Source organism: Haladaptatus sp. DYF46, assembly GCF_021083305.1.
GTDB lineage: Archaea > Halobacteriota > Halobacteria > Halobacteriales > Haladaptataceae > Haladaptatus.
In genome coordinates this window covers 69244-81659 of record NZ_JAJFAY010000007.1, presented here as the reverse complement: position 1 = coordinate 81659, position 12416 = coordinate 69244, and the positions used below count along the sequence as shown (strand labels likewise).

General features: G+C 50.9%; 15 protein-coding genes and 1 pseudogene. 10 read left to right on the top strand and 6 right to left on the bottom strand.

Annotated features, from left to right (window positions below; all coding sequences use genetic code 11):
* Nucleotides 1-23 precede the first annotated feature (23 nt).
* The 4 genes from LJF34_RS23695 to LJF34_RS23680 all read left to right on the top strand — a co-directional run bounded on the left by LJF34_RS23695 (nucleotide 24) and on the right by LJF34_RS23680 (nucleotide 3201).
* Nucleotides 24-935: an ABC transporter permease subunit gene (locus LJF34_RS23695; RefSeq protein ID WP_231188358.1), complete on the top strand. Its 912-nt coding sequence runs from the start codon at nucleotides 24-26 to the stop codon at nucleotides 933-935.
* Entirely contained in the window at nucleotides 932-1849 is a 918-nt protein-coding gene (locus LJF34_RS23690; protein ID WP_231188357.1) for an ABC transporter ATP-binding protein, read from the top strand. The genes LJF34_RS23695 and LJF34_RS23690 overlap by 4 nt, the downstream gene beginning before the upstream one ends.
* On the top strand, nucleotides 1846-2736 hold the full coding sequence (locus LJF34_RS23685; RefSeq protein ID WP_231188356.1) for an ABC transporter permease subunit: 891 nt from the start codon (nucleotides 1846-1848) through the stop codon (nucleotides 2734-2736). Before LJF34_RS23690 ends, LJF34_RS23685 begins: the two co-directional genes overlap by 4 nt.
* Before the next feature lie 63 nt (nucleotides 2737-2799).
* Nucleotides 2800-3201, top strand: coding sequence for a SprT-like domain-containing protein (locus tag LJF34_RS23680; RefSeq protein ID WP_231188355.1), 402 nt, complete (start codon nucleotides 2800-2802; stop codon nucleotides 3199-3201).
* 908 nt (nucleotides 3202-4109) lie between these two features.
* Here the strand turns inward: LJF34_RS23680 and LJF34_RS23675 are convergent.
* A complete protein-coding gene (locus tag LJF34_RS23675; protein WP_231188354.1) occupies nucleotides 4110-4256 on the bottom strand; it encodes a hypothetical protein in 147 nt (48 codons plus the stop codon).
* Nucleotides 4257-4704: 448 nt separating this feature from the next.
* On the opposite strand from LJF34_RS23675, the gene LJF34_RS23670 reads away from it, so the two are divergent.
* Complete coding sequence (locus LJF34_RS23670) at nucleotides 4705-5007, top strand: HalOD1 output domain-containing protein (RefSeq protein WP_231188353.1); 303 nt, start codon at nucleotides 4705-4707, stop codon at nucleotides 5005-5007.
* A 27-nt stretch (nucleotides 5008-5034) separates the two neighbouring features.
* On the opposite strand, the gene LJF34_RS23665 is transcribed toward LJF34_RS23670, so the two are convergent.
* Both LJF34_RS23665 and LJF34_RS23660 read right to left on the bottom strand, forming a co-directional pair.
* Nucleotides 5035-5874 (bottom strand): helix-turn-helix domain-containing protein, encoded by an 840-nt coding sequence (locus LJF34_RS23665; protein WP_231188352.1) that lies wholly within the window; start codon nucleotides 5872-5874, stop codon nucleotides 5035-5037.
* A 493-nt stretch (nucleotides 5875-6367) separates the two neighbouring features.
* Nucleotides 6368-6682, bottom strand: a complete 315-nt coding sequence (locus LJF34_RS23660; protein WP_231188351.1) for an ArsR family transcriptional regulator — start codon at nucleotides 6680-6682, stop codon at nucleotides 6368-6370.
* 157 nt (nucleotides 6683-6839) lie between these two features.
* Here LJF34_RS23660 and LJF34_RS23655 point away from each other — a divergent pair, with 157 nt between their 5' ends.
* On the top strand, nucleotides 6840-7331 hold the full coding sequence (locus tag LJF34_RS23655; protein WP_231188350.1) for an Lrp/AsnC family transcriptional regulator: 492 nt from the start codon (nucleotides 6840-6842) through the stop codon (nucleotides 7329-7331).
* 170 nt (nucleotides 7332-7501) lie between these two features.
* Nucleotides 7502-7876 (top strand): hypothetical protein, encoded by a 375-nt coding sequence (locus LJF34_RS23650; RefSeq protein ID WP_231188349.1) that lies wholly within the window; start codon nucleotides 7502-7504, stop codon nucleotides 7874-7876.
* A 130-nt stretch (nucleotides 7877-8006) separates the two neighbouring features.
* Here the strand turns inward: LJF34_RS23650 and LJF34_RS23645 are convergent, their stop codons facing one another.
* From LJF34_RS23645 to LJF34_RS23635, 3 genes are all read right to left on the bottom strand, one after another.
* The gene (locus LJF34_RS23645; protein ID WP_231188348.1) at nucleotides 8007-8261 is read right to left on the bottom strand and encodes a HalOD1 output domain-containing protein; all 255 of its coding nucleotides are present in this window, start codon (nucleotides 8259-8261) and stop codon (nucleotides 8007-8009) included.
* A 238-nt stretch (nucleotides 8262-8499) separates the two neighbouring features.
* A complete protein-coding gene (locus LJF34_RS23640) occupies nucleotides 8500-8883 on the bottom strand; it encodes a HalOD1 output domain-containing protein (protein WP_231188347.1) in 384 nt (127 codons plus the stop codon).
* 76 nt (nucleotides 8884-8959) lie between these two features.
* Nucleotides 8960-9436: a hypothetical protein gene (locus tag LJF34_RS23635; RefSeq protein ID WP_231188346.1), complete on the bottom strand. Its 477-nt coding sequence runs from the start codon at nucleotides 9434-9436 to the stop codon at nucleotides 8960-8962.
* 300 nt (nucleotides 9437-9736) lie between these two features.
* Between LJF34_RS23635 and LJF34_RS29090 the strand changes: the two are divergent.
* The 3 genes and pseudogenes from LJF34_RS29090 to LJF34_RS23620 form a co-directional block, all read left to right on the top strand.
* Nucleotides 9737-9859 (top strand): annotated as a pseudogene (locus tag LJF34_RS29090) (helix-turn-helix domain-containing protein); the annotation flags it as partial.
* A 764-nt stretch (nucleotides 9860-10623) separates the two neighbouring features.
* Nucleotides 10624-10785 (top strand): hypothetical protein, encoded by a 162-nt coding sequence (locus LJF34_RS23625; protein ID WP_231188345.1) that lies wholly within the window; start codon nucleotides 10624-10626, stop codon nucleotides 10783-10785.
* Nucleotides 10785-11843 carry a glutamate-cysteine ligase family protein gene (locus LJF34_RS23620; protein ID WP_231188344.1) on the top strand — a complete coding sequence of 353 codons (1059 nt, stop codon included), beginning with the start codon at nucleotides 10785-10787 and terminating at the stop codon, nucleotides 11841-11843. Before LJF34_RS23625 ends, LJF34_RS23620 begins: the two co-directional genes overlap by 1 nt.
* Nucleotides 11844-12416 lie beyond the last annotated feature (573 nt).

The following is a 12416-nucleotide window of genomic DNA, read 5'->3' as shown; positions in this document are numbered from 1 at the left end:
GTAGGTTCACATCATTTAAATAAATGTATAATTGGAAGCCGCTTGCACACAAAGAATACTCACAAGCAGTTCGCTGGCGTGGGCTTTGGATTCTAACCGGGCTTGCCCTCTTACTTGTCTATTATGGCTGGGGAGTCTCACGCGGAATTGCTGCCCCACGATCCCGACTCGTCTCAGATATTGGGTCGAATGTTACCCTTGCTTCGTTTCAATTTCCCATCGGGAATGTCATCGGTCTTGCTGCCCTCTTGATCTCTTATCAATCATTAACTTCAGCTTCCGGCACTCACCGTCTCTCACTTATAGCTGTTCAGCCGCACTCACGCCGTGACATTTTCATTGGAACTATTGTCGGGCGGACAGCTGCTGTCTGGACGTTCCTTGGAGGCCTCTTTCTCATCGGTGGCGCACTTGGAATTCTTACTCATGGAGTCTTCGATGGTATAACTTTCATTGCTGTTGTGTTAGGATCGCTGTTCTATGTGCTGACTGTCGTAAGCCTTGGCACCAGTATTTCAGCGATTGTTCGATCTCGGGCACTTGCTGCACCTGTTGCTATTATTTACTACCTTCTGTTTACGCTGCTGTGGGAATCTGTTGTGTCAGGAATTGTGTTTCGAGCACTCGCTGGGCCATATATTCTTTCACCTCCACCCCAATCTCAGTTTCTCTTCTTGTTGAAACGAGCCGTTCCAGTCGATGCGTACGACGTGCTTGTTAATGCTGCCCTCAATCTTGATAATGCCGCGAGCATTCCCGATGTTGTACTGTTAAACGACTATGGTGATCCATTTGCAGTTCTTGCAGTCGGTGATGCGTTTAATACCACGCCCCTCGTGCTTCATCCCCTATCTTCCGTACTTGTGCTCAGTGCTTGGCTTGTCCTTCCGGTCCTCATTGGCTACATCCGATTCAACACCTGTGATCTTGCATGACGACACCAATTATCCACACTTCCGATTTAACCAAGCAGTATCAGAACGTTCGTGTTGTTGACACTGTCTCTCTTACGGTTCCGAGACACGCCGTATATGGGCTTTTGGGCCCAAATGGTGCAGGCAAATCAACCCTGATAAATATGCTTCTCGATCTTGTCACTCCAACAGCTGGGACAGCTCATATCTGTAAAAAAGACACACAAGTGGATCCGGTCGACGTTCGTCGACATGTAGGTGTTCTTCCGGACGGCTTCAGCGTTTTTCCACGGCTTTCCGGCCGGCGACATTTACAATACGTTGCTGATGCACGAAATGTATCCCCCGATACTGATACCTATCTTGATCGCGTTGGATTACTCGATTCTGCTGGACAGGCTGCAACAACCTACTCACGTGGTATGCAGCAACGACTCGGGTTGGCAATGGCCCTTATCGGTGAGCCCGATGTGCTTCTCTTAGATGAACCATTTGCAGGGCTTGACCCAGACGGGGTTCGGCTGCTTCGTGAGATTGTCACTGCTGAAAACAAGCGTGGAACCACAATCTTGCTTTCGAGCCACCGACTCGAACAGGTTGAACGGCTTTGCAGTCGGGTGGGGCTCCTCTCTGATGGGCAGCTTCTAGCGGAAGGAGAACCACACCAGTTACTTGAGACGTTGGAGACAAATAATCAGTATGCTGTGGAAGTCGCCAATGCACCACAGTCACTCGCTGAGGAACTACTGGAAACAGCGTTTGTGAAAGAAACGTCTGTTCGTGACCACACGGTTTTACTCACGTGCACAGCAGACATCTCTCAGGATGAAGTTTTCACACGTATTGTGGAGTCTGATGTGTCAGTTGAGTCTTTCAACTCTGTGGATACTTCGTTAGAAGATCTGTATACGGCCTTTGCCGAGGAGGAATCGTGAGTTGGCGAGCGGTTGCCCGACTCGAATCTGAGCATCTTCTGCAGACGAAAGCTCTCTGGCTGTTTGGGGGTCTATTACTAGCTAATTTTACTCTCCAACTCACTTCTCCTTTCCCGGATCAATTTAACCGATCAGTGATTATACTCGGTTCATTTCAACAAGCGATGGTTGCGTTGGTCGGTATTGGAAGTGTGCTGCTGTCCTTTCGCTCTGTGGTGCATGAACGAGAAACTGGAACGTTAAAAACACACCTTGGACTGCCCCATTCTCGGGGAGAGATACTACTTGGAAAGGTGGTTGGTCGAGCAGGCGCGATTGCACTTGTAATTGGTTGTGTCTTCCTTGTTGGAACTGGTATTGGATGGTATGAATACGGAAATGCCGATATTGTTGGTTTGCTTGCGACTGGACTATTGACTGTTGTATATGCGTTAGTTGGCGTCTCGCTGGGAACGGCAATTTCAGCAGTGAGTCAGAGTGAACGGACAGCAACTGCTATCACGGTTGGTTATATTATGTGCTTCCCGATTTTTTGGGATGGGGCGATTTCACTATGGGTTTTTCACCGAATTCAAACTGTCTTCCCCAGTGCAGGAACTGAGATCTACTTTGTCATCAAACGGTTGTCACCATCGAATATCTATAACGTCCTAACAAATACAATCACTGGAGTTGGGAACTCTACAGCACCGTGGATGCATGTTATTTTTGCAAAGCAACCAGGCGTAGAGACGAATCTGCAATTGGTCAGTCAAACGTTTTCTGAGACCCCTCTTTTACTCACACCAGGGACATCACTAATTGTACTTTGTGTTTGGGGGGTGATACCTCTTGGATTGGCGTATTCCTGGTTTCAGCGGATAGACTTTGGATCAACGTCACAATAGTCTTGAGACGTAGCAGAGACATTTCGAACACTTTCCAGAGTCGCCAGTCGATCGATTGAGTGGGTGATCTCAACGCGGGCGCAACGAACGGCAGGTGCGACGAAATACGACCCTGCGAACGGGGAGATAACGATCTCGCTCGCATCGATCTCGCTCGCATGGGACGCGTTCGAGCAACACGGCTGGGAGCAATTCAGTTCGACAGTCCGCCACGAGTTGATTCACGCATGGCAGTATCACGAGTTCGGAGAGGCGGACCACGGGCGAACGTTCGACCGGTGGACGGACATGCTCAACACGACCCAGCACTGCGAGCGGTTCAAATCGCCGAACTGGTGGTTGATTTGCGAGGAGTGCGGTGGACAACTCCCGCGCTTCCAGCGCTCGAAGGTCGTCAAACAGCCTGAGAACTATAGTTGTGGCGACTGCGGCGGGTCGCTTCGCGTCGAGGAGGCCACCGAATGACGCGCAAGTACCGCTGTCCGCACTGTCTAGGAGTTATTGGGACGATGACGGTGGCAGGTCCGTCGCGGGTCTATGTGAGTCCGTGCGGACACCGGTTGGCTGCTCCTGATGCAGTGCTTGAGATGGGCGATCTGCACCCACCTCGCCCTGATGTGTGGGTGATGGAATTACTCGCTGACTCTCACTAACTCCGCGAACGCTTTCGGCCCTCTTCATTCGTTCTTTTCAAGCGGCAGAGTCGTACGCTCTAGTTAGTATAATATACTAACTTCTGTGTACCCACTTTGGCAGGCGACTGTTTACAGCGATACCGAGCGAAGGATTCGTGTTTGTCCACCCTTTCTCACTCAGCGTTTCGTGAGAACTGCCCGATAGTAGTGTCCATTCTCACCTCGACGAATCTCAGCTACCTCCCATCCGGTTCCAACCACGACATCACGCAATCGACTCGGGCTTACCAACCGGAGCAACAGCGGTTCACTCACAGCGCCTTCGTATTCGAAGTGGTAGATGCGAAAGCCGAGTCCTGGTGCTGGATCAGCACGATAGCCAAAGAGCCTGGGAGCGTGCTCATGATCTGGATCGTTGCCGTCAATGATCGCTGTGGCATCGTCTGTTGTGACGTATGCGAGGTCGCCGAGAAATTGCCGAAGTCCGCCTCGTGACCCAGCAGCTCCAACTTGTGTTCCATGGGCAAATGCAGAGCGAAACCGGTTCTGTCCAAATGATTCTCGCAGGGCGAACATATCGGCCTGTCGTGCATCGTTCACCCCTCGATCTCGTAACGTCGCTACAAGATGCTCGCTAATCTCGATTGCAACTGTTTCAAAGTGCTCTTGGAAATACAGTGAGTGCTGACCAACTCCAGCACCCATATCGAGTAAGGGACCAGCAAGCCATGAGTCGTGTCAGTCATCCGTTGGCTCGAATTCACCAAAATAATACTCCTCGATGGGGTGTTCGCGTGTTTCATCGCCACAGCGTTCGATGAGTGGTTCGGTTTGCTGGTCGAGGGAGTAGTCGCGAATTGCACGGCCGTATGGATCAGAGTCCATCACAGTGTGTCACAGACCACCATTTGTAATAAATTCATAATGAGTGGTGGTACCAACCAACGAAGATCCATTATACAACATCCATGACAACCGTGTATGTCATCGCTGTTCAACCGCTGCTTGGTTCAGATCTGCTGAACAATTGGATGAGAAGCAGTCTGATTTCTAGGAGTTCCCCGTGTTTCTAAATGGATGATTGATTTGATAACCGAAGTAGAACGCACGACAGCAGCGAGGTCGATTTCTTGAACTTGGCCGATTTTGGCGATTGACTTCCTGTGGGCAGTATAAGCGGCAGTGAATCTCACCGGGTATTTCCGGTAAAACCGATTCGCATGTGCTCCGGTAGTCGGGAATGGTGAATTTCCGATTCAGAAGCCAATGCAACTCTCTTGTCACCCATATCCTCACAGAATGTTTTTGATAACCGCTCCCATAGTGTTCACGCATGAGTAATGAGGAGTCGCCGAGTTCTGATGATGAGATGCCACGTAAAGCAATTCACAACCAGTATGAGTGGTCAGCAATCGCCCCGAGCACCGCTGTCGTCGAAACCGTTGCCCAGGCAGCACACTGCGACCAGCAGGAGCTCAGTCCACTCTACGAGTGGATTGATCCCGACGCTTTCGATGCGATGATTGCACCCCCACTGGCACGGAACACCGATACGACTGCGTCGATCTCCTTCACCTACACGGGCTACTCCGTCACTGTCCACAGCACTGGCACCGTTCACGTTGCCCCCACCTAAGAACTCTCGATGCTGTCGCACCGAGGACTACTCGTCCTCTGTCACATCAGGATCCTGCCTCCGTGGCAAACCAGTCGCCATCAATCGCCGGGCGATCACCACAATCCCATTGTCGAACCCTCTCCCAAACACTGCCTTTTCCGTCTCAATCCCACCGGTGTCCGTCTCATGGACCGAACTCACGAGAATCGTGTTCTTGTCAATCAATAGCAGTCGACTGATCGTCGTGTCGTCGTTGTCCTCAAGGGGCGAACTGTGCAACCACTCTAGCCCGGAGACGAACACTTCTGCATCGGGCAGTGCCTCTACAATTTGCTCACGAAGCTCCTCGGATTGTGTGCCAACCAACACATCGAGACCAGTGTCGAGCGCCTCTTGGAGCTGTTCGAGTAATCCGTCAGTAATAACGTCTTCTCGACCGACGATGAGCACGATCTCTCTCCCGGCGGCATCGATAAGTTGTTGAGTACGATTCGTAATCGCAGTGGTCCCCGACAGCGCCCAGACTTCGTGTGTGATTTCTTTATCACCGCCGTTCGATTCTGCAGGCTCGATCGCGGTCATCGCCTCAACAAGCGTGTCCGTTCGCGATTCGTATTCTTGGCGCAGTGTCTCGGCGGCCTCCTCGATCGGCACGGCGCGAAATTGCTGCGGATTCGAATGCTGGATCTCGACAAGTCCTTTGGATTCTAACACTCGAATTGCATCATAGACGCGTGTTCGCGGTACGTCGGAGGTTTCGCTGATCTCTTTGGCTGTCCCTTTCGGAAGGCGTGCTAACGCCACGAAACACCCTGCTTCGTATTCTTTCAAGCCGAGTTGTTGGAGCAATTCGATCGATTGTTGTTGATTAGATACGTCGTTCATGGGTCCCAACCATCTGCCCGGGAACACCGGGGTTGTTCATACTGTTTTGGCGTCGCCCACAAGACAGTTGTTGTTGAACCCATCGCGCTCGTCCAACAGTCCTGTCCATCATATATTAGAATATGGGCGTCAATACGTATCAAAGGCACTCATCCCTGTACCGTCATTTTGCTGATTCACCAGCTGTCACGGTATTCACTCAGATAATCACAGTCCATCGGCATCACAGGTTATTGGTGCTGAATGCGCAATTTATCGTGGTACTATTGCTGATTTCACAGTAGTACCTGGGGTGAGTTCAATGAGAGCAGCAGTAGGCGATGCAAATTCCTAGTCTCACTACTCGGATATGTAATCAGTAACCCACATAATCACAGCAGGGTTATACCGGACTAGCCCAAAAGACGACATGGTACGGAGTTCGAATGGGTCCCAACCAATCGCCACTCCGTACCTTGCTGCCACCTTCGTGGTAGTTTTCGATCGGGATCAATCAGTCAGAGATGCCACGATCAGCAAGCACATCGTGATTCTCAACCAGAACAGTGAGCAATGGCTCGATCTCATCGAACTGCGGCCCCTTTGTCACGTGCTGTGTGTCTTGATCCCAGTCGATGAAACCGTGATTCGCTAACTTCGGGAGGTGGACGTGCTGCATTGCGATCGTTTGCTCTTCGTCTCCTCCGTCTGCTGCCAAAGCTCGAGAGGGAGCGAGACGATCGGGCTGGGGAGTCCGTTGTGCTAAGGCGACAAGCAGTTGTCGGCGGTGGTGATTCGAGAGGACTGAGAGCTGCTCATCGAGCGTCATAGGTACTTAAATCCTAACGCACTGAACACGGTTAAGCAACCCTCATTTTTCAGATTAGTCATTGTTTGAGGAAGTGAGTGAATCACTTGAACGAGGGCTGGTGGCGTTCACGCAGTTTCTCACAGACTACTTACGCTTACTCCACCTATTCTTACGGATGAGCCGAGGACTCGACAACGTTGATCAGGGCATTTTGTATCATCTCCAGCGAGACGCACGGAATACAACCACCGAAGAGATTGCTGAAACAGTCGGTGTCTCCGCAAGCACTGTCCGGAACCGGATTTCGCAACTCGAAGACGATGGGATCATCAGGGGCTATCATCCCGATATTGACTATGAAGCTGCCAACCTTCCGCTAAGCGTACTGTTCGTGTGTACCGCGCCAGCAACCGAACAAGCCGAATTTGTCCAGCAGATACTTGCAGTGCAGGGCGTGGTCGATGTACGCGAGATGCTTGTCGGCAAACGGAATATCTACGTGGAAGTGGTTGGGACGAGTCGCCAAGATATCACACGCATCACGGACACACTGCACGACTCTGGCGTTACGATCGAGAGTTCCGAGATCATGCGCGAGCGGCATAGCCAGCCATTCGATCATTTCCATTTCAGTGAGGAGACGGCAGAGGAGCGACGTGAGAGCTGATTTTTTCAACCCTTTCGATTGCTCATTTCACACTTCTAAAGACACGTAGTGCTGGAATCACACAATAACTCTGTTGCAGAACGATAATTCGCGTCCCTCCGTGTGCATTCCACAATCTACCAATGTAATTATAGAGAATGACTATATGTGTGGCTACTCGAGGTGCGAGTATGCACGAGGAGAGACACGCGAGTGGCGATCGTGGTACCACGGGGCAGATTTCCCAGTTATACAAGCTGCTTGCTGATCACCGGCGTCGAGTTCTCCTCCACTGCCTTCGCGACACAGAGGCTTCCTTGTCTATTTCTGCATTAGTAACGGAGCTAACACAGCGTGATGACCGGGAACCGTCGGAGAGGGACGTGAAGGCAGAGATTGCGGTGCATCATATCCACCTCCCAAAACTCGCAGATGCAGGGGTGATCGAATATGATCAATCCAATCAGCAAGCTGTCTATACCGCCCCACCGCAGGTAGACGCACTGCTCGAGGAAATGCTGGTGACAGCTTCACCTGGAGCACACAAACCTTCCTTACAGGAGTAGTGCGGTTCGACTACTCGTTTATTAGTCCTCTTCACTCGTCGTACTGCTATTGGGAATACTGCACTGTCTGAGTGAAGCGCATCAACTTGTAGAAGTCGGCACCTCTTGATCGGCTAGTGGCAGCGATGTTCTATGGATTCAGCTCGGACACCGTGACAGTTCGATCAGAGTGAACCGTAACATGATACCCAGCATACTCAAAGCTCACCTCTGGCGAGCCATGTCGATAGAGATTTTCGAGTGCATCGGGGTCGATAGCCTCGTAAAGGGGGGTTACAGGTTTTGTTCCGTTGACTTCGGTCATTGCCGTCACTACAGCTACAGTGATTGACTCAGTCTCCGAGGGTGCGGTCTGTATTGGGAGTTCGGCTGGAGAATAACTCATGTGTTCTGGCAAAGAATGGTGTTCGGATAGGCTTTGGGGCATGTTCGGTGATAATCACCGAAAGTACCGCTCATCCGATCTTATCGGGCGAATCACCGGTATCGACTCTCGAAGAACAATCTGGCGACTCCAGCGGGGACGGTCAGAAATAACTCAGCAGTTGCGAGATACGGAAACGGATCCACTGTCTCAACCTGACCACCGTCTCACACCGACGCAAACCGTAAACCGAATCTAGTCACTCCGAGCCTGACACCTCTTCATACTCTGCGGGCTCAGACACCGTAATCCACCCATCACTGGCAACCCCAATGCGATACTGATTGTACTGGAAGGCAACACTCCCCTCACTATCGCGTGCGTGACCCGCGACTTTCGGGCCGAAGAAGCCGTCTTCAATCGCGGCGATATCCACACATTCGTATAAGGGTGGATCTTTGATCTCTATCGGCGCAACATCCTCGGCGTCCGCGATTGCGAACATGATTTCGGTGGTGAGATCGCGGTGGCTCTCGCGGTCGTAGTGCGCCTGTGTCACAAATGTCATGTCGGGGTCGTCGGGTCCGTTTCCATCCTGTGCAAGTTCAGTCCCATCATCGGTGTGGTTCTTACTTGACGTCATTTGTTGTCCTCCGTGTGAATGTATCGTAAAGTTGTGGTATTCCCGAGATAGAGATACCTCTTTGCCCAGCCATCGGTTACTGAGTACCCTCCCGGCCGAACTCACTGCGAGCATGCGTTTCTTGCCGATTGTCGAGACTGCCGCCTGCGCCTTCCAACACCGTCAGTACTTGGATTGCATAGGGACCAGGGGAAATCGTCTCGGTGTCAGCCTCGAACTCGATTACGTCCAGGTCAACGAGTTTCGGGACGTGCGTGTGATAGAGCGACGTGTACATCTCCTGGCGCGTGAGCGTCGCGATATCCGTCTCTGGAGTATCAGTTTCCCAGGCAGCCAGTTTGGTCGCGAGGTCATCAAGTGACCATTCGGTTGCTTCGGCGAGGGTGTAGACAAGGTAACGTCGTCGTGGATGTGCAATCGCCGCGAAGACGGGTTGCAACTCGAGGATGGACTCTGGGACATCAATATCGAGATCGCGTTCGGCGGCACTCTCCTCGGCGGTCCGACTAGAATGTGTCTCCCTCTCGTCGGGAGGTGGTTCGTTCCCCGTCATAGCTCATATAGGAGTGTGAATAGTCTTAAACACTCGCTATCGAGTGTGATTTCCCGACCAGATCGATACATACGCACCGAGTCGCCGTAACGTGATATATATAAGTAGTAATCTATTCTTAGAGAGATAACCGAAATTATCCGGTATTGACGCGGTACTGACCTGAATTGCTGGTGTGCCCGATCAATGCTTGCAGCCAGACAGTGACGAGTGTGTGGCTGTGGTCGTCTTTCAATTGACAGCAGGTGACTATGTACTTGCTCCTCTGTTTCAGAGAGTCACTTTGAACTTTCAAATGAGCAACAAAGGCCACTGATAGCCGCGTATGAGCAGGGATGGTATGAGATTCCACGCCGGGCAACGGCTGAAGATGTCGCTGATGAAATCAGAGTTTCACACCAATCGATTTCCGAACGACTTTGACGAGGTCATGGCAGTCTTGTTGAAAATTCTATTGTTCTCGGTCAGGGTGCCGATGAACCCAGCGAACCGGGGGTCGAAATGAATCCCTTGGGAAAGCAACCAAGCTGATAAACCATTTCTAGTTCGGACCTGAGCGTATGACAACTGAACGGCTCCTCACCTGCGTTGACTGTCAGTGGCGAATAAGCACCCGCGAGCATTCGTCACATGACGTCAATCGGCGTGCAATACGGCATTTTCGTGCGACCGGGCATCAAGTAACCTCCCCATCGTGGAATTTCTATAATGAGGTTGAGCCGCCTTAGCTACTGCTGAGAACTGACCACCAATCTTCGATCCAAGAGCGCACGATCGATCGTGAGGAGAATGTCTGCTAGAAAGGCCACGAAGATTGACGCCGGTTGGTCGTCGAAATCTATGCTCTGTCGGGAGCAACCGGCATTTTCCACCAATGGTCCTTCACTCGAGATCGGGTGTCTCCACACCTACTTAGTGTAAAATGTGGACGTATATGTCGCCGTATTATTGTGAGCAACTTTGATCGAATATTTGGCGTATAAGCGGCAGTGGAACATGGCAGATTAACGTTCTCGAGAAAACACATTTCGTTTTCCAAATATCTTTTCACATCCTACGTCTGCGCGAATAGAAGAAAGTAGTATTGCACAGTTTGGCACCTAAGTGAATCATCTCGAGTTTCGTAATCTCTAGTCTGAAAGTTGGATTATCTGAAGAGTTAGGAGGGTGTGTAGTGTAGCTATCCTATGGGGGAAACACTCGTTAAAATTCAATTGGTAGCAGGTGATTTTGCAGTTGCTCATTTATTTTGTACATTTCCGGATACAAATCTTGTCTGTTCACCATTTGGTGATAATAAAAATAGTGACAAAAAAGTGGTGATCACAAGACAGGAGGAGGCCAAATGATGAAAATCGGGCTCGAACTCGAATACTGGGTGGTGAATAACGAAGGAGAATTAGTCAGTGGGATGGATTTACTTGCTAGCCACGAGGCAGTAGTGCCTGAATTTGTTGACCCGATGATCGAGATCCAAGTACCACCTGCCGATGGAATCACAGAGTTGCAGCAAAACCTCATCCCGATTCTCGAAACGGTGTTGGCTCGAGCAACCGAGCTCGACATGCATCTTGTCCCGCTTGGGACCCCACTTACTGAACATCAGTTCCCTGTCAACAGTGAACGAGGCAAAATATTGCAGACCATCTTCGGTGAAGAGATCAGACACGCGAAACACTGTGCGGGGACACATGTTCACTTTGACAAAAGAAATGTGGTTCGACAGCTGAATATCCTCACAGCACTCGATCCAGCAATTGCACTTGTGAGTTCATCTCCGTACTACGATGGGGTATTGATGGGGATGGATGCTCGCGCGCTCATGTATCGCACTCATTCGACGCAGTTTCTCACTCGGTACCGTGATCTGTGGTCATACACCGAGTCAGTTGATGAGTGGGATGAGAAGCTCGCACAAATGCACGAGACGCTGACGTTATACGCTGAACAGCTTGACATTCCCCAGGCCGAATTCTCACGACATATTCAGCAGGAAGATGTCGTACTAACACCGGTGCGATTACGAGCCCAAACGCCCACGATTGAATGGCGGGCACCCGATATTGCACTCCCGAGCCAAATTCTCCAATTCGTAGGCGATGTTTCAAGGATACTTTCACTCACAGAAGAAAGACCAGTACGCGTCGGTACTCCTGGCATTAGAGCTAATGAGATCGGTATCCCATCATTCACCGAACTGCGTGCCATCACGACGACTGCGATGACAGCGGGGCTCTCAGACCGTGTCTGTCGTTATCTTACCATGATGGGATTTGAGACGAACCAATATCATCCACTCACAGAAGAAATTGCTGGGAATGATCGCATTTCAGCGGGTGATGCATGCCAGGTTCGGTTGGAGTATGCTAACCGGTTGCGAGACGATGTCGCAACCTATCTCGATTAAGGTAGTCAATTCTATGGTAGAATAGCATCAGACTGGCGTTCCTGCGCATTTTGATACTGCTCCGGAAGAATTCTCTTCATCGTCAACAAGATGAGCGATTTCGTCGATTGGGCTAATTTCCATCGTTCGCATGTTCATGCCAGACTTTCAACCGAGAGACCCGCCTTGAATGGCGTATCTTTATCCCGAGCCTCCAAAATCAGCATGAACAATACTCACTAAGTACGCCAAAGCTCTCTTTGCGACTCATCTCAACCTCCCTCAGTACGTTAGTTCCCCACACATGAATTAGCAACCCACACTGTCAACCGCATGCAACCAAAAGGGGCATGTCGACGCAGTTAGCCGACTCATCCACCATGGATACAACGCATACACAGACGCCCCCAACTGGCCCACCTCACATCAGTGACCTCGTGATTCAAGCGATTGCCAAGGCAGAAGAGTGTGATCCCTCGATGGTAACGCCACCCCTGTATGATGCTATCGATCCCGACGCGCTTGATGCCATCTATGCGCGGGCATCACCATGCATGCACTTCGAGTATTCCGATTACCAGATTGAAATCACAC

What these genes read in the sequence shown, in the direction of transcription:
- LJF34_RS23695 (WP_231188358.1), top strand. Translation starts at nt 24, where the DNA reads ATGTATAATTGGAAGCCGCTTGCACACAAAGAATACTCACAAGCAGTT.
- LJF34_RS23690 (WP_231188357.1), top strand. Translation starts at nt 932, where the DNA reads ATGACGACACCAATTATCCACACTTCCGATTTAACCAAGCAGTATCAG.
- LJF34_RS23675 (WP_231188354.1), bottom strand. Translation starts at nt 4,256, where the DNA reads ATGGACTCTGATCCATACGGCCGTGCAATTCGCGACTACTCCCTCGAC.
- LJF34_RS23670 (WP_231188353.1), top strand. Translation starts at nt 4,705, where the DNA reads ATGAGTAATGAGGAGTCGCCGAGTTCTGATGATGAGATGCCACGTAAA.
- LJF34_RS23665 (WP_231188352.1), bottom strand. Translation starts at nt 5,874, where the DNA reads ATGAACGACGTATCTAATCAACAACAATCGATCGAATTGCTCCAACAA.
- LJF34_RS23660 (WP_231188351.1), bottom strand. Translation starts at nt 6,682, where the DNA reads ATGACGCTCGATGAGCAGCTCTCAGTCCTCTCGAATCACCACCGCCGA.
- LJF34_RS23655 (WP_231188350.1), top strand. Translation starts at nt 6,840, where the DNA reads ATGAGCCGAGGACTCGACAACGTTGATCAGGGCATTTTGTATCATCTC.
- LJF34_RS23650 (WP_231188349.1), top strand. Translation starts at nt 7,502, where the DNA reads ATGCACGAGGAGAGACACGCGAGTGGCGATCGTGGTACCACGGGGCAG.
- LJF34_RS23645 (WP_231188348.1), bottom strand. Translation starts at nt 8,261, where the DNA reads ATGAGTTATTCTCCAGCCGAACTCCCAATACAGACCGCACCCTCGGAG.
- LJF34_RS23640 (WP_231188347.1), bottom strand. Translation starts at nt 8,883, where the DNA reads ATGACGTCAAGTAAGAACCACACCGATGATGGGACTGAACTTGCACAG.
- LJF34_RS23635 (WP_231188346.1), bottom strand. Translation starts at nt 9,436, where the DNA reads ATGACGGGGAACGAACCACCTCCCGACGAGAGGGAGACACATTCTAGT.
- LJF34_RS23625 (WP_231188345.1), top strand. Translation starts at nt 10,624, where the DNA reads ATGGGGGAAACACTCGTTAAAATTCAATTGGTAGCAGGTGATTTTGCA.
- LJF34_RS23620 (WP_231188344.1), top strand. Translation starts at nt 10,785, where the DNA reads ATGAAAATCGGGCTCGAACTCGAATACTGGGTGGTGAATAACGAAGGA.